At 70.4% G+C, this 14045-nt stretch carries 16 protein-coding genes; 7 read left to right on the top strand and 9 right to left on the bottom strand.

The window, feature by feature from the left end; translation table 11 throughout:
* Nucleotides 1-22: 22 nt before the first annotated feature.
* The 3 genes from IMZ11_RS34455 to IMZ11_RS34445 form a co-directional block, all read right to left on the bottom strand.
* Complete coding sequence (locus tag IMZ11_RS34455; RefSeq protein WP_228646589.1) at nucleotides 23-979, bottom strand: beta-ketoacyl-ACP synthase III; 957 nt, start codon at nucleotides 977-979, stop codon at nucleotides 23-25.
* Nucleotides 976-1878 (bottom strand): ACP S-malonyltransferase, encoded by a 903-nt coding sequence (locus tag IMZ11_RS34450; RefSeq protein WP_228646587.1) that lies wholly within the window; start codon nucleotides 1876-1878, stop codon nucleotides 976-978. Before IMZ11_RS34450 ends, IMZ11_RS34455 begins: the two co-directional genes overlap by 4 nt.
* A 117-nt stretch (nucleotides 1879-1995) precedes the next feature.
* The gene (locus IMZ11_RS34445; RefSeq protein WP_228646615.1) at nucleotides 1996-3126 is read right to left on the bottom strand and encodes a CdaR family transcriptional regulator; all 1131 of its coding nucleotides are present in this window, start codon (nucleotides 3124-3126) and stop codon (nucleotides 1996-1998) included.
* A gap of 188 nt (nucleotides 3127-3314) precedes the next feature.
* On the opposite strand from IMZ11_RS34445, the gene IMZ11_RS34440 reads away from it, so the two are divergent.
* Nucleotides 3315-4004, top strand: coding sequence for an AraC family transcriptional regulator (locus IMZ11_RS34440; protein WP_228646585.1), 690 nt, complete (start codon nucleotides 3315-3317; stop codon nucleotides 4002-4004).
* A gap of 20 nt (nucleotides 4005-4024) precedes the next feature.
* Here the strand turns inward: IMZ11_RS34440 and IMZ11_RS34435 are convergent, their stop codons facing one another.
* The 5 genes from IMZ11_RS34435 to IMZ11_RS34415 all read right to left on the bottom strand — a co-directional run bounded on the left by IMZ11_RS34435 (nucleotide 4025) and on the right by IMZ11_RS34415 (nucleotide 7425).
* Entirely contained in the window at nucleotides 4025-4420 is a 396-nt protein-coding gene (locus tag IMZ11_RS34435; RefSeq protein WP_228646583.1) for a VOC family protein, read from the bottom strand.
* A gap of 74 nt (nucleotides 4421-4494) precedes the next feature.
* On the bottom strand, nucleotides 4495-5043 hold the full coding sequence (locus IMZ11_RS34430) for an ATP-dependent Clp protease proteolytic subunit (protein WP_228646613.1): 549 nt from the start codon (nucleotides 5041-5043) through the stop codon (nucleotides 4495-4497).
* Between the two features lie 218 nt (nucleotides 5044-5261).
* Entirely contained in the window at nucleotides 5262-5711 is a 450-nt protein-coding gene (locus IMZ11_RS34425) for a DUF350 domain-containing protein (RefSeq protein WP_228646581.1), read from the bottom strand.
* A gap of 88 nt (nucleotides 5712-5799) precedes the next feature.
* Nucleotides 5800-6963, bottom strand: a complete 1164-nt coding sequence (locus IMZ11_RS34420) for a glutathionylspermidine synthase family protein (RefSeq protein ID WP_228646579.1) — start codon at nucleotides 6961-6963, stop codon at nucleotides 5800-5802.
* 12 nt (nucleotides 6964-6975) lie between these two features.
* On the bottom strand, nucleotides 6976-7425 hold the full coding sequence (locus IMZ11_RS34415) for a hypothetical protein (RefSeq protein WP_228646577.1): 450 nt from the start codon (nucleotides 7423-7425) through the stop codon (nucleotides 6976-6978).
* Between the two features lie 125 nt (nucleotides 7426-7550).
* Between IMZ11_RS34415 and IMZ11_RS34410 the strand changes: the two genes are divergently transcribed.
* From IMZ11_RS34410 to IMZ11_RS34395, 4 genes are all read left to right on the top strand, one after another.
* Nucleotides 7551-8534: a PHP domain-containing protein gene (locus IMZ11_RS34410; RefSeq protein WP_228646575.1), complete on the top strand. Its 984-nt coding sequence runs from the start codon at nucleotides 7551-7553 to the stop codon at nucleotides 8532-8534.
* Nucleotides 8535-8603: 69 nt separating this feature from the next.
* Nucleotides 8604-8918 carry a YafY family protein gene (locus IMZ11_RS34405; RefSeq protein ID WP_228646573.1) on the top strand — a complete coding sequence of 105 codons (315 nt, stop codon included), beginning with the start codon at nucleotides 8604-8606 and terminating at the stop codon, nucleotides 8916-8918.
* Between the two features lie 114 nt (nucleotides 8919-9032).
* Complete coding sequence (locus tag IMZ11_RS34400; protein ID WP_228646571.1) at nucleotides 9033-9746, top strand: YafY family protein; 714 nt, start codon at nucleotides 9033-9035, stop codon at nucleotides 9744-9746.
* An 86-nt stretch (nucleotides 9747-9832) separates the two neighbouring features.
* Nucleotides 9833-10216: a VOC family protein gene (locus IMZ11_RS34395; protein ID WP_228646569.1), complete on the top strand. Its 384-nt coding sequence runs from the start codon at nucleotides 9833-9835 to the stop codon at nucleotides 10214-10216.
* 118 nt (nucleotides 10217-10334) lie between these two features.
* Here the strand turns inward: IMZ11_RS34395 and IMZ11_RS34390 are convergent, their stop codons facing one another.
* Nucleotides 10335-12209 carry a trypsin-like peptidase domain-containing protein gene (locus IMZ11_RS34390; protein WP_228646568.1) on the bottom strand — a complete coding sequence of 625 codons (1875 nt, stop codon included), beginning with the start codon at nucleotides 12207-12209 and terminating at the stop codon, nucleotides 10335-10337.
* 298 nt (nucleotides 12210-12507) lie between these two features.
* Here IMZ11_RS34390 and IMZ11_RS34385 point away from each other — a divergent pair, with 298 nt between their 5' ends.
* Both IMZ11_RS34385 and IMZ11_RS34380 read left to right on the top strand, forming a co-directional pair.
* A complete protein-coding gene (locus IMZ11_RS34385; protein WP_228646567.1) occupies nucleotides 12508-13119 on the top strand; it encodes an RNA polymerase sigma factor in 612 nt (203 codons plus the stop codon).
* Nucleotides 13116-13961 carry a hypothetical protein gene (locus tag IMZ11_RS34380; protein ID WP_228646566.1) on the top strand — a complete coding sequence of 282 codons (846 nt, stop codon included), beginning with the start codon at nucleotides 13116-13118 and terminating at the stop codon, nucleotides 13959-13961. Before IMZ11_RS34385 ends, IMZ11_RS34380 begins: the two co-directional genes overlap by 4 nt.
* Nucleotides 13962-14045 lie beyond the last annotated feature (84 nt).

Raw genomic sequence — 14045 nt, 5'->3', positions numbered from 1 at the left:
GTACGGCGAACCGTACAAAGTGTTAGGGGATCTCGATGACCTGACCGGCGTAGGTGAGCCCGGCACCGAAACCGAGCAGCAGGGCCAGCCCGCCGGACTGCACCTCGCCGCGCTCGATCATGCGGGAGAGCGCCAGCGGGATCGAGGCCGCGGAGGTGTTGCCCGCGAGCACGATGTCCCTGGCGATCACGGCGTTGTCGGCGCCCAGCTTGCGGGCGATCGCCTCGACGATCCGCAGGTTGGCCTGATGGGGGACGAAGGCGCTGAGCTCGGCGGGGTCCACGCCCGCACGCTCGCACGCCAGCTTCGCCACCGGGTGAAGCGCGGTCGTGGCCCAGCGGAACACCGTCTGGCCTTCCTGGTGCAGGAAGGAGTTGCGGTTCGCGATGGCGATCGCGTCGAACTTGTCCCCGGCGCTGCCCCAGACGACCGGGCCCACCCTGGGCGTGTCCGACGGGCCCACCACAGCGGCGCCCGCGCCGTCCGCGAAGATCACCGACGTGGCGCGGTCGTCCCAGTCGATCCACTGGGTGAGCTTCTCGGTGCCGACGACCAGCACGTGCGTCGCCGACCCGGCGCGTACGGCGTCGGCCGCCGCGGACAGGGCGTAGCAGAACCCGGCGCAGGCCGCGTTCACGTCGAACGCGCCCGGGGCGTCGATGCCGAGCCGGTGGGCGACCCGCGCCGAGGCGTTCGGGATCTGCGCCTCCAGCGTGCAGGTGGCGACGATCACGAGGTCGATGTCGGCGCTGGACAGCCCGCTCGCCGCCAGGGCCTTGCCGCCCGCCTGGACCGCGAGGTCGATCTCCGACTCGTTCGGCCCGGCGACGCGCCGCTCCTTGATGCCGACCCGGCTCTGGATCCACTCGTCGTTGGTGTCGATCCGCTTGGCGAGGTCGTCGTTGGTCACGATGTCGGCCGGCTGGTAGCCGCCGAACGCGAGGATCTTGGCCCCCTGAGCCCCCTGGGACAACTTCACTGCTCGTTCAACCCCTCTCGGACGGCTTCCAGATCCTCGGGCGTCTTGAGGGCGAAGGTGCGCACGCCCTTCAGTCCCCGCTTGGCCAGACCGGTCAGCGTACCGCCAGGAAGCAGCTCGATCATCGTCGTGACCCCGAGGTCCGCCATCGTCGCCATGCAGGCGTCCCACCGGACCGGGTTGCTGACCTGGTCGATCAGGCGGCGGAGGTACTCCGCGCCGCTCGCCACGGCGGCGCCGTCCGCGTTGGACAGCAGCGTGGTGCGCGGGTCGGCGGGGGTGAGGCCGGCGGCGGCCGCGCGGAGGTCGTCGACCGCCGGGGCCATGTGCACCGTGTGGAAGGCGCCCGCCACGGAGAGCGGGATCAGGCGGGCCCGCTGCGGCGGCTCCTCCTTGAACGCCGCGAGCTGCTCCAGAGTGCCGCCCGCGACGATCTGACCGGCTCCGTTGATGTTGGCCGGGGTGAGGCCGTGCTTGTCGATGGCGGCGAGCACGTCGTCCTCGACGCCGCCGAGCACCGCGGTCATGCCGGTCTCGGTGACGGCGGCGGCCTTGGCCATCGCCTGGCCGCGCACCCGGACCAGGTCCAGCGCCTGCTCCGGGCGGAGCACTCCGGCGATCGCGGCGGCGGCGAGTTCCCCGACGCTGTGTCCGGCGACCAGATCCGGAGTGACGCCGAGCGCGTCGAAGGACGCGAGCGCGGCCGCCACGAGCAGCGGCTGCGCGACGGCGGTGTCACGGATCTCGTCCGCGCTCGCCGTGGTCCCGTACGCGATCAGGTCGAGGCTCACGATCTCGGACCAGGCGGAGAGCCGGTCCCGGAAACCGGGGATCTCAAGCCATGGACTCAGGAATCCTGGGGTCTGGGCGCCTTGGCCCGGAGAGACGATGACGAGCACATCCCCAACCCTGCCCTGTAGGGGTTCGCCACAGAGATGGAGATCCGGACGAAGTTTGCGGTGATCGCCTTGTAGGGAACCTACAGTCGTGGTTTCCCCATGGTTAACGCCATACGGCTACGTGAGGGTCAGGCGACCGAGAATGAGCCCGACTTGCAAAGTGAAGGCCGACCTGCCCTCCGTCGGCTGGTAGCCGGTGAGCTCCGTGATCTTCCTCAGTCGGTATCTCACGGTGTTCGGGTGGACGAAGAGCAGCCGGGCGGTGGCCTCCAGGGACGTCCCCTGCTCCAGGTAGGTCGCGAGCGTGTCCAGCAGCGGCGTTCCGGCGAGGGGAGTGTAGACGTTCTCCACGAGTTGCGCCCGGGCCGCCGCGTCCCCGTCGATCGCGCGTTCTGCCAGCAGATCCTCGGCCAGCACGGGACGCGGAGCGTCCGGCCAGCCCGCCGCCGCGCGCAGCCCCGCGATGGCCGCGCGGGCCGAACCGGCGGCCGCGTGCAGGTCGGGCACCTCCGGACCGATCACGATCGGTCCGGGCCCGAACCGGGGCACCACGCTGCGCGCGGCGTCCTTGATGCTGTCGGCGCCGCCCACGATGACGATCAGCCGGTCGCCCTGCACGCCCGCGAGGAGGTCGTAGCCCACGCGGCGGCCCCTGTCGCGCAGTCCGTCGATGACGCTCTGCGGTTCGTCGCCCGGGGTGTGACCGGCGAAGACCACGACGGGAGCCGACGTCCAGCCGAGCGCCGCCGCCCACGAGTGGAGCCCGTCGTCCACCTTGCCGCGGACCAGCGCGTCCACGATGAGCGCCTCCAGCCGTGCGTCCCAGGAACCGCGCGCCTCGGCCTCCCGGGCGTACACCTGCGCGGCGGCGAAGGCGACGTCCCTGGTGTAGCGCAACATGGCCTGGCGCAGCAGGTCCTCGCCGCCGGGGCAGGCCAGCTCCTCGACCTGAGCCTCGACCACCTCGACGACGATGCGGATCATGTCCACGGTCTGCTGGAGCGAGACGTTGCGCTTCAGCTCGCGCGGCGCGGTGCCGAAGAACTCTATGTTGGGGATCGGCCGTCCTTCCCCGGCGTGCCCGAACCAGTCCACGAACGCGGCGATCCCGGCCTGGGCGACGAGGCCGACCCAGGATCTGTCCTCGGCCGACAGAGCGCGGTACCAGGGGAGCTGATCCTCCATCCGCGCCATGGCCGCCGTCCCCAGGCTGCCCATCGCACGGTCGAGCCGTCGTGCGGTGTCCATGCGCGCCCTGTCGTCCGGTTGGCCGATCTCGTCGGCGGCCCGGATGACGGGGACGCTGTTCTTGCTTGCTGGCTCGCTCCGCTCGGTCACGGTTCTAGCGTGCCAGGTCACCGCCGATGCTGTGGCCAGGGACGGTGTGGCGGTCACCACCCGGGCGTGCCACGCCGTACGGGTGGAATGCTGGGGGCATGTACCGCGAGAGGACGTCACGCGTGCCCGGGGCGGTGGTCTGGCGGCGCCCCGGGCCGAGCCCCGGAACGGTGCTGCGCATCCTCCCCGACGGCTGCATGGACCTGATCTGGGTGAAGGGCGAGCTGATCGTGGCCGGACCGGACCCGGTCGCCCACCTCACGACGGGGACGCGGGACGCGGCCGGCTACACGGGTTTGCGGTTCGCGCCGGGCACCGCCCCCGCCGTACTCGGCGTGCCCGCGGACGAGCTGCGCGGCCGGCGGGTGCCGCTGGCCGACCTGTGGCCGGAGGCGCGGGTACGGCGGCTCGCCGAGCGTGTCCACGAGGCGCCGGATCCGGGCGCCGTGCTGGAGGAGGCGGCCCTCGATCGGCTCGGGCGGGCCGACCGGCCGGATCCCGTCGTCCAGGGCATCGTGGCCCTTCTGCGCGAGGGGACGCCGGTCGCGGCCGTGGCGGACACGGTGGGTCTGAGCGAGCGTCAGCTGCGCCGGCGATGCGTGCCGGCGTTCGGGTACGGACCGAAGACCCTCATGCGGATCCTGCGGATGGACCGGGCCGTCGCCCTGGCCAGGACCGGCGTGCCGCACGCCGATGTGGCGGCCGGTACGGGGTACGCCGACCAGGCCCACCTCGCGCGTGAGGTGAAGGCCCTGACCGGCGTCCCGCTCGGCGTGTTGATCGCCTAGCGCTTGGACGTCCCCGTCCGTCAGGAGGGGAGCGGCGCGAAGAGGTCCACGCCGTTGCCGTCCGGGTCGTGGACGACGGCGTAGCGCTGGCCCCAGAAGGCGTTCCAGGGCTCCTTGTGCCCGTCGTACCCTGCTTTGACGAGGTCGTCGTACACGCGGTCGACCTCCGCGGGATCGGCGCAGGCGAAGGCCAGGGAGACGCGGGTGCCCTCGCCGGGCGGAGTCCAGTCGGGGTCGAACGAGCGGATCGTGTCCATGGTGTCCCAGGCGATCCGGAACCCGCCGGGGAGCGACGCCTCGACGTGCGGCTCGGAGTCCGCCTCCGCGGGGACGTCCAGGCCGAGCCGCCGGTAGAAGGCCAGCGCCGCGCCCATGTCCGCGACGACGAGGCCGATGAGGTTGAAAGTCGGTGCCATGGTCCCCGACCTTAGGAGCCGGGAGCGACGTTCGTCTTGAACGAATCGGACATCTCGGAAGGGATCTCGCGCGACTACGCGCCGACCTGGGCCGTGGTGGTGATCACATGGTCGACGAAGCCGTACTCCCTGGCCTCTTCGGCCGTGAACCAGCGGTCGCGGTCGGAGTCCTTCTCGATGCGCTCCAGCGACTGGCCGGTGTGGTGCGCGATCCGCTCGGCGAGCAGCTTCTTCGTGGCGAGCATCTGCTCGGCCTGGATCCTGATGTCGGTCGCGGTACCGCCGATGCCACCGTGTGGCTGGTGCATGATGATCCGCGCGTGCGGCAGGGCGAAGCGCTTTCCCGGCGCGCCGGCGCAGAGAAGGAGCTGCGCCATGGAGCCGGCGAGTCCCATCGCGACCGTGCTGACGTCGTTCGGAATATGGTGCATCACGTCATAAAGGGCCATTCCCGCGGATACCGAGCCGCCGGGAGAATTGATGTAGAGGCGGATGTCGGCCTGGGAGTCCTCGGCACTGAGCAGGAGGAGTTCCATCGAGATGCGGTTGGCGATCTCGTCGTCCACCTCCTGCCCGAGAACGACGATGCGGTTCCCCAGCAGCCTCTGGTCGAGAGAGTCGATCGCGACCGGGCCGTGCTCGCCGCCGGTCCTGCCCGACTGGCGCGCGTACGGGAAGGGCGAGTGTTGCGAAGGGGACGTCACCGTGTCACCTGGCTTCCAAGGAAAGATCGCTGTTCCGCCGACGGTAACCCGCGTTTTCCCGGAAAAGGATCGGGTTTCGCCGTCGGCAATTCCCCTGGCGGCGTATTCCGCCCACGGTGAATATCCGCGATTTATTGTCAAACGACGGCTACGGCGGTGATCAGGCCGATCGCGACGTGCGTGGCGGAGAGCAGGATCGTGGCCGGCTGGAGCGCGGGTTCGCTGACCAGCGACCGGACCGAGATGCCGACGATCCGGTCGAAGGCGATCATCCCGACCGTCTGTACGGCGATGCCGACCAGGCCGAAGACCAGGGTGGCGAGCAGCCCCTCCCGCAGCGCGCCGCCCGACGACCAGATGGACGCGGCGACGATCAGGCCGACCGCGACGAGGCCGGAGGCGGTCAGCGCGGTCGCGTTGGGGTTGCGCTCCTCGCGGATGAGCCTGCTGAGCCGTCCGGGAATCGCCATGTCGATCACGTAGAACCCGGCGACGAGCAGCAGCACGCCGAGGACGGCGTACGCGGTGATCGCCAACGCTCCGTGGCCGAGCACCTCGGCGAAGGGGGTGGACTGGGTGGTCAACATGGCTCCTTGTCGGGGGCGGGCCGTTCCGGTGATCGGAAGGCTTCAGGTGCTTCGGTGGACTTCGGGGTATGTGAACGGGTCGGCACGATCAGGCCGGCTCGATGCGGTGCGGGATGAACGAGGAGGTGTCATCGGTGATCAGCCCCGACGTCTCGCGGATCCCGAGCCCGGCGGACTCGTCCTCGACCATCCAGGCGCCCAGCACCGGACGCCACCCGTCGAAGTCCGGCAACGGCAGGAACTCCTGGTAGACGAACCCCTCGGAGCCGTAGTCCCCCGAGGTCGAAAGCGCGAGCTCCGGCGCCACGACGCGCATGGAGGCGCCTTCGCGCCCGAGCAACGGTTTCTGGATATATCCGGATATGTCGCGCGGGCCGTCCAGGTACGCCGGGAGCAGGTTGGGATGCCCCGGATACAGCTCCCAGAGGATCGCCAGCAGCGCCTTGTTGGACAGCAGCATCTTCCACAGGGGTTCGATCCACGTCATGGTCCGCTGCTGGCCGACGGCGTGCCTGCCGAACGGCTCGGCGACCATCCACTCCCACGGGTAGAGCTTGAAGAGCGACCGGATCACGCGGTACTCCGTGTCGACGAAGCGCCGGTTGAGCTGGTCCCAGCCGATGTCCTCCATGGCGACGGCCACCGTCTTCAGCCCGGCCTGGTCGGCGGTCTCCTGCAGGTAGCCGAGCGTCATCGCCTCCTCGCCCGTCTCGTCCGCGCTGGTCCAGGCGAAGTGGGCGGGACCGGTCGGCAGCCCCGGGGCGAGGGCCCGCCAGCGGTCGACGAGCCGCTCGTGGATCGAGTTCCACTGGTCGCCGTCCGGATGGACGTCCTTCAGCCAGAACCACTGCACCACCGAGCTCTCGACCAGGCTCGTGGGGGTGTCGGCGTTGTACTCCAGCAGCTTCGCCGGGCCCGTGCCGTCGTATCGCAGGTCGAACCGGCCGTACAGGTGCGGGTCCCGGCGCCGCCACGACTCCGCCACGGCCGTACGGCAGTGCGGCGGGATCGCGAAGTCGGCCAGGCGGTCATGGGCGACGACGTGCTCCACCGCGGCCAGGCACATCCGGTGGAGCTCCTCGACCTGGTTCTCCAGGTCGAGGACCTCGTCCATCGTGAAGACGTAGTGGACGCTCTCGTCCCAGTAGGGCCGGTCGAGGTCGCCGGGATGGGCCGAGCGATGGTAGGCGAGTCCCTGGGACTCGATCGTGGCCGCCCAGTTCTCGCGCGGGATCGATGGTTCACGTCTCATCGGCGCGCGCGGTCAGCTTCCGCCGCCGGAGTGGAACCCGAACCCGCCACGCTGCACCACTCGGCCGGACCGTGTGGTGATCTGCGCGTCCGACGGCTTCAGCGTCGTCCCCCGCCCGACCCGGCCCCCGGTGCGCTGGCCCCCGTAGTACCAGCCGTACGCGCCGCGTGAGCCGTGGTAGTGGTAATGGTCCTCGTCGCAGTAGTCGTCGTCCACCACGACGTAGGAGCCGTCGGGGTTCTGGCTGTTCAGGTCCACGCAGTCGGCGCCGACCTCCTCGTAGCGGTCCTGTTGCGCCGCGCAGAACCCGACCACGAGCAGGGACAACACGGCGACGGCGCCCAGCTTGACGGCGCCCGACGACATGCCGCGCGGCTTCGGCGGGTCCGCGGCCATCGGATGCGGTGAGTCCATCGCCATCGGATGACGCGGTGTGCGGGGGTTCTCCCCAGGGGCGGTCATCGGGCTCCTGTTGATCGGGGTCGGCACAGCGTACCGTTCGGTATCACCAACGGGTCTATGGACTCGCGAGGTTCCTTTTCGGGAGAAACGTAACGATCTCGGTTTTCCGGGTACCAACCCGTACTGTGGACCCGGTCGAGGCGTTGAAACGGATCGCGTTCCTGCTGGAGCGCGCGGGCGAGCCCACCTATCGGGTCCGCGCCTTCCGCGGCGCCGCCGCCACCGTCGCCGGCCTGCCCCGCGCCGAGCTCGTACGGCTGGCGCGGACCGCCGGCCTGACCGATCTCAAGGGCATCGGCAAGGTCACCGCCCTGGCCGTCACCGAGGCACTGAACGGTGAGGTGCCCACGTATCTCCGACGGCTGGAGGACACGCAGGACGTCGACCTGGACGAGGCGACCGCCGCGATGCGCGCCGCGCTCAGGGGCGACCTGCACAGCCACACGGACTGGTCGGACGGCGGATCGCCGATCGAGGAGATGGCCGCGGCGGCCAAGGCGCTCGGCCACGAGTACCTCGCGGTCACCGACCACTCGCCGCGGCTCACCATCGCGCACGGCCTGTCCGCCGACCGGCTGCGCCGCCAGCTCGACGTGATCGCCGGACTCAACGAGGAACTCCATCCGTTCCGCCTGCTCACCGGCATCGAGGTCGACATCCTGGCCGACGGTGCCCTCGACCAGGACCCGGAACTGCTCGAACGGCTCGACGTCGTGGTGGCCAGCGTGCACTCCCTGCTGAAGATGGAGCCGGAGGACATGACGCGGCGCATGGTGACGGCGATCGCCGATCCGCGTGTGGACGTGCTGGGCCACTGCACCGGCAGGGTCGTCAAGGGCAAGGGACGTGCCGAGTCGAGGTTCGACCCGGAGATCGTGTTCGAGGCGTGCCGCAGGTTCGGGGTGGCCGTCGAGATCAACTCCCGGCCCGACCGGCTGGACCCGCCGAAGCGGCTGATGCGGCTCGCGTACGAGATGGGATGCGTCTTCTCCGTCGACTCCGACGCGCACGCCCCCGGCCAGCTCGACTGGCAGCGGTACGGCTGCGCGCGAGCCGTACAGTGCGGAATCCCGCCCGACCGGATCATCAACACGCGGTCGCGGGAGTGACAAGGGTGTGACCACTGCGACAGCCCGGTGATACCGGGATATGTCGGGCCACGGTCGTAGCGTCGAGGCATGGATCACCGGGACGGGCGCACCGCGGTGCGGGAGGCGGTCCGCCGCGCGATCGATCAGGCCCTGCTGGAACGGCAGGTGCTGCGCATCGAGTACGCGGGCACCAAGGGCGAGACCACCACGAGAGAGGTCGAGCCGAGCGTCTTCCTCAGCGGCAGGGGAGGCGTGTCCTACCTGGTGGCGTGGTGCAGGCTCCGCGACGACGTGCGGGTGTTCCGGGGCAACCGGATCGTCTCGGCCGAGCCGACCGGCGAGCGCTATCCCGAGCCGGGCCGCGAGCGGCTCACCCGGATGGGCGACACGTTCGACTCCTGAGCGCGGGCGCCTCGCGCGGCCGATGCCGGGTGTCCGCTGCCCGCTGTCCGGAGAAACGCTGTCCGGAGAAACGCTGTCCGGAGAAATGTCGGCCGGGTCGCCTAACCTCGCGCTGTGAACCGTACCGACCGGCTCTACGCGCTTGTGGAGGATCTGCGCGCGATCTCGCCCCGCTGCCGCTCCGCGCGCGATCTCGCGCGGCGCTTCGAGGTGAGCGCGCGCACGATCGAGAGGGACATCGGCGCTCTGCAGCAGGCCGGAGTGCCGATCTACGCCGAGCCGGGCCGCCGGGGCGGGTACGCCCTGGAGAAGAGCATGTCGCTGCCCCCGCTCAACTTCACCCCGGCCGAGGCGGTGGCCGTCGCGATCGCGCTGAGCCGGGCCGAGGAGCAGCCCTTCGCCGACCAGGCGCGCAGCGCCCTGCGCAAGCTGGTGGCGGCGATGCCGGGCGCCGAGGGGGAACGGGCGCGGACGCTGGCGACGCGGGTCCAGATCGTCATCGACGAGAAGCGTGAGTCCGCGAGCGCCGTGCCGATCGTCAAGGTGATCGAGGCGGCGGTGCTCGGGCATTCGGTCCTGCGCATCCGGTACGCCGACAGGGCGGGCGCGACCACGTCCAGGGAGGTCGAGCCGGGCACGTTCGTCTACGGCCGGAGCGGCTCGTGGTACCTGGTGGGCTGGTGCAGATTGCGGGACGCCGTCCGGGTCTTCCGTCTCGACCGGATCGTGTCCGCCGCCCTGACGGACGAGCGGGCTCCCTACCGTCCCGTCGAGCACTTCGACGCCGACGTTCCCGAGATGATCGTCACTCGTCCCGCGCTCGATTGAATGTTCGGGAAACACCGACAGGGGGTTGTCGCGAAGCCCGGCGAAGGTGGAGCCGTCCATCCGGATTCGGATTCCAAGGAGCAACGATGAGCGTTCCCGTCTTCAACACGATCGCCTGGTTCGAGGTGGCGGGTGACGACCCCGACGGCCTCCAGCGGTTCTACGGTGACCTGTTCGGCTGGCGGTTCGCCGTCGACCAGGAGTCGGCGGAGAGCGGCATGGACTACCGGCTCATCAGCTACGCCGAGGAGGAACGGCCCCGCGGCGGCGTGCTGGGGGCCGGCGGATCGTCCAACCATGCCGTCTTCACCGTGGCCGTCAAGGACGTGGAGGCCACCTGCACGATGATCGAGGGCCTCGGCGGCAAGGTGGAGTCCAAGCAGGTCGGCGACACCGCCGGACCGGACCACGCCTACGTACGCGACACCGCGGGCAACCTCTTCGGCCTCTTCACCCCCAAGGCCGGCTGACCGGCGTCGCCGGAACACCGCCCCGTCGCCCGGCCCCGCACTTCCCCGCGGCCGCGGCGGCCGGGCGGACAACGAGCGAAAGGCCCGCCGCGATTCGTCCGGCGGGCCCTCACGCGTCTCAGGCATCGGGCGGCTGCCGCTGGCCGAGACGGCGGCGGAGCTCTTCGACCTCGCGCTCGAGATCGGCCACGTTGCGCTCGGGGCCCTGCGGGGCCGCCTGCGGCGCGGGCCGGACGTACTGCGTGGCCCCGTCCGGCGCCTGGTTCGGCTGCCCGTACTGGTCGTACTGGCGACGCCCGCTCTCCCGCTGGTCATAGCCCTGCTGGTCATAGCCCTGCTGGTTGTGCTGCCGGCCGTACTGCTGCTGCGGGTACTGGCCCTGGGACGGCGCGGACTGGCCGGACGAGGAGGACTGCGCGGACGGGCCCTGGGGCAGCGCATACCGCTGCGGTGCCTGCTGCGGTGCCTGCTGCGGTGTCTGCGGCCAGGCCTGCCGCTCGTCCTGCCTGCTGATCGCCGCGGGGTAGGCGCCGCCGTACGCCCGGTCGTACGACGGGGCGGGGGTGGCCGAGGAGCGCTTGCGGCGGCGCAGCGTCGCGAGCAGCACGAAACCGCCGGCGACGAGGATCAGCACGCCCGCGCCGATCGCGATCCACAGCCAGATGGGCTGCGGCGTCTCATCCTTGCCGTTGGAGATCGCCTGCTGGGAGTCGGTGATGTACTTGGCGACGTACGGGTGGTTGGGGTGGAGGGTCTGGACCTCGCGGAACAGGGGAAGCGCGTCCTTGTAGTGCTTGGCGAAGAAGGCGTCGAGCGCCTCGTTGTACCTCGTCGTGGTCAGCGACGCCGCGGGCTTGATGTTCTTCTCGTTGAGCTTCTCCTTGATGATCGAGACGGGCAGCACGAAGCTCTCGTTCTCCGACGCCTCACCGCCGTCGCTCACGGTTCCGGCGATCAGCATGCCGATCACCTTGCCCTCGCGGCTGAACACCGGGCCGCCCGAGTTGCCGTGGTAGGACGGCGCCTGCGTCTGGATGTAGGGGACGCCCTCGGTGGTGGTGCGCCTGGCGTTGTACGGACCCTCGGTCATCGCCGGGTCGAGCTTGGACTCGATGCTGAAGAACGGGGTGTTCGTGACCAGGCCGGGGAAGCCGCTGATGTACAGCGTGTTGCCGGTCTGCACGTCGGCGTCGTCGCCGAGCGGGACCGTCGGGAGGTTCTGCTGATTGTTGACCTTGAGGAGCGCGAAGTCCTTGCCGGGGTAGCTCTCTCCGACGGAGACGAGTTCGGCGGGGACCTCCTTGGCGGTCTTGTCGACGCCGCCTCCGGGCAGCGACTGCAGGACCGAGAGGCTCTTCTGCAGGTTCTCCAGCTTCATGTGCGCGGAGTTGAAGTTGATGTAGACCTGCTGTGCGGCGGCGACGAGCTCCTCGTCGGCGACGACGTTCTCCAGCCCGGAGATGACCTCCTTGGCGTCCTCCTCGTTGAACTTCTGCAGCGCCTGCTGCGCGAAAGTCTGGGACAGTTCCTCGTCGCTCATCTCCACGCAGTGCGCGCCGGTGACCATGTAGCCGTCCGGAGTGACCCACCAGCCGGTGCACATGCCGCCGACCCGTGCCTCCACGGTGCGGTTGGGCGCCGTAGGCACGAGGTACTTGTTCACATCGGCGGCCATGCGCTTGAACATGTACTTGTACATGCTGGGCTCGTCCGAGGGGATCTTGCCCGCGGCCACCAGAACCTGGATCTGCGACACGAGCTCGTTCAGAGCGCTCTGCCGCACGTCCGCGGTGGGGACGACCACCTCGCCGGCGAAGGTGAGGCTGGTGAGCTGGACGGCCGGGTGGGTCTGGGCGGCCAGCAGCGTGCCCACGGAGACGTTCTCATCGCCGTCGGCCGCGGCCGCGGGCGCCGTAGCGGCCGCCACGGCTAGCAGGGCGATCGCCGCCGTTGCGGCCAACCCCCTGATCAATGTCCTGAAATATCCATTCACGCGGGTAATCGTCGGGCAGCCGTCTTGTCCATCGCTTGTGACTGACTTGGCGCGCGCGCAAGCGACGCGGCCCCCTGCGGAAGACCGGCCGAAAGGCGCCCGACCCGGGCCGGCCGCGCGGCGGCCGAAACGCGCCAGAGCCGGGGCAGGCTGAGCGGCGTGGAGCCGGCGGCGTCACCCGACCGGCCGTCTCCCCTGAAATGCTTCCCGCCCCTGAAATGCTCCGCGGTGTGCGGGACACGTGGAGGGTGTCAGATCGAGGAGCGACGCTACGGCGTGCCGCGAAAGGAGAGCGCTGTTGGGGCCACCCGACACGAGAAGACACCGCTTCGAGGAAATCTACCGGACGTCGCACGACGCGGTTCTCGCCTATCTCCTCCGGCGGACGGAGAACGGCCATGACGCGGCCGACGTCCTCGCCGAGACGTTCCTCGTCGCCTGGAGGCGCCTCGACGACGTCCCCGACGGCGACCGGGCCCGGCCGTGGCTGTTCGGCGTCGCCCGGCGCGCCCTCGCCAACCTGCACCGGGGCGCGCGGCGGCGTACGGCGCTGAGCGACAGGTTGCGCGGGGAGCTCGCGCACGCCCGCCGCCACACTGAGCGCGCCGCCGACCAGCACGCCGAGCGCACCGCCGACCAGGCCGCCGTCGCCGCGGCCTTCCGGAGCCTCCCCGAACAGGACAGGGAGGTGCTCGCGCTCGCCGGCTGGGAGGGCCTGGACTTCGGCGAGATCGCCGTCGTCCTGGGCTGTTCCCGCAATGCCGTACGGATCCGGATGTATCGGGCGCGTCGTCGCTTCGCCCGCGAGTTGGGCGCACTGGGCGCGCTGGACGGGCGCGAGAAAGAGGGCGAACACGAGCAAGAGGGCGACGGGCGAGCCGCACCCGCGTCGAAAGGAGGCGCCGCATGAACATCGAACGACTCAACCCGATCACTGAAGAGGAGGCCGCCGCGATGGTGAGCCGCCAGACAAGGGACGACCTGGCCGAGCGTGTCATGAAGACCACGCCAGACGACGTCCCGACGTCCGTACGGCCCGGCTGGTCCGGCCGGCGGCGGTTGCTCGTCGGCATCCCCCTGGCCGTCACCGTGGCCGCCGCGGCGATGATCGCGGTGTCGATCGCAGAACCCGATCAGCGGGTCGGCCCGGTGTCCGTCGGCCCGAACCGCGCCGAGGCCGCCGCGCTGTCCTTCCGGAAGGAGGGCGACTCCCTCGTCGTCACGGTCAACGATCCGGTCGCCGATCCGGCGCGCTACAAGAAGGAGTTCGCGGCGTACGGGATGGACATCGACCTCACGCTGGCGCCGGTGTCGCCGCGGAGGGCGGGAACGCTCGTCTTCATGGAGACCTCGGAGGGTGGCCACCTGGAGACGATCCTCGCCGAGGGCAGGTGCGGAAGCGAGGTCTGCGGGGTCGGCGTCAAGGTCCCGATGGACTACAAGGGACACGCCCGCATCGTGTTCGGCCGGGCCGCCCGTCCCGGCGAGATGTACGACGAGGGGCCGGGCGACGTGCCCGGTGAGGGCGTCGGGCTGCCGGACGTCCCCGGCCACACGGTGGCCGAGGCGTGGACCGTCCTGGAGGAACGCAAGATCACCCGCGTCCTGTACCGCTACGTGTTCAGGGGATCCGACCGGCCCTACCCCGACGGGCTCACCCGTGACCAGGTGAAGCCGGAGTGGTACGTCCACGACGCGCTGGCCGGAACCGACGATCAGGTCATCCTGTTCGTCGGCCCCGAGAAGCCGTGAAGCGGTGAAGCCGTGAACACGCCGGGCCCCCGGACAGGAAGTCCGGGGGCCCGGCAGGCGGGTCCGCCGACGCGAACCCGGAGA

Source organism: Microtetraspora sp. AC03309 (assembly GCF_020826795.1).
GTDB classification, from domain to species: Bacteria; Actinomycetota; Actinomycetes; order Streptosporangiales; family Streptosporangiaceae; genus Microtetraspora; species Microtetraspora glauca.
The sequence above is the reverse complement of the archived record's forward strand: the minus strand, read 5'-3'. Positions and strand labels throughout refer to the sequence as shown.

What these genes read in the sequence shown, in the direction of transcription:
- IMZ11_RS34445 (WP_228646615.1), bottom strand. Translation starts at nt 3,126, where the DNA reads ATGGACACCGCACGACGGCTCGACCGTGCGATGGGCAGCCTGGGGACG.
- IMZ11_RS34440 (WP_228646585.1), top strand. Translation starts at nt 3,315, where the DNA reads ATGTACCGCGAGAGGACGTCACGCGTGCCCGGGGCGGTGGTCTGGCGG.
- IMZ11_RS34435 (WP_228646583.1), bottom strand. Translation starts at nt 4,420, where the DNA reads ATGGCACCGACTTTCAACCTCATCGGCCTCGTCGTCGCGGACATGGGC.
- IMZ11_RS34425 (WP_228646581.1), bottom strand. Translation starts at nt 5,711, where the DNA reads ATGTTGACCACCCAGTCCACCCCCTTCGCCGAGGTGCTCGGCCACGGA.
- IMZ11_RS34420 (WP_228646579.1), bottom strand. Translation starts at nt 6,963, where the DNA reads ATGAGACGTGAACCATCGATCCCGCGCGAGAACTGGGCGGCCACGATC.
- IMZ11_RS34415 (WP_228646577.1), bottom strand. Translation starts at nt 7,425, where the DNA reads ATGACCGCCCCTGGGGAGAACCCCCGCACACCGCGTCATCCGATGGCG.
- IMZ11_RS34405 (WP_228646573.1), top strand. Translation starts at nt 8,604, where the DNA reads ATGGATCACCGGGACGGGCGCACCGCGGTGCGGGAGGCGGTCCGCCGC.
- IMZ11_RS34395 (WP_228646569.1), top strand. Translation starts at nt 9,833, where the DNA reads ATGAGCGTTCCCGTCTTCAACACGATCGCCTGGTTCGAGGTGGCGGGT.
- IMZ11_RS34380 (WP_228646566.1), top strand. Translation starts at nt 13,116, where the DNA reads ATGAACATCGAACGACTCAACCCGATCACTGAAGAGGAGGCCGCCGCG.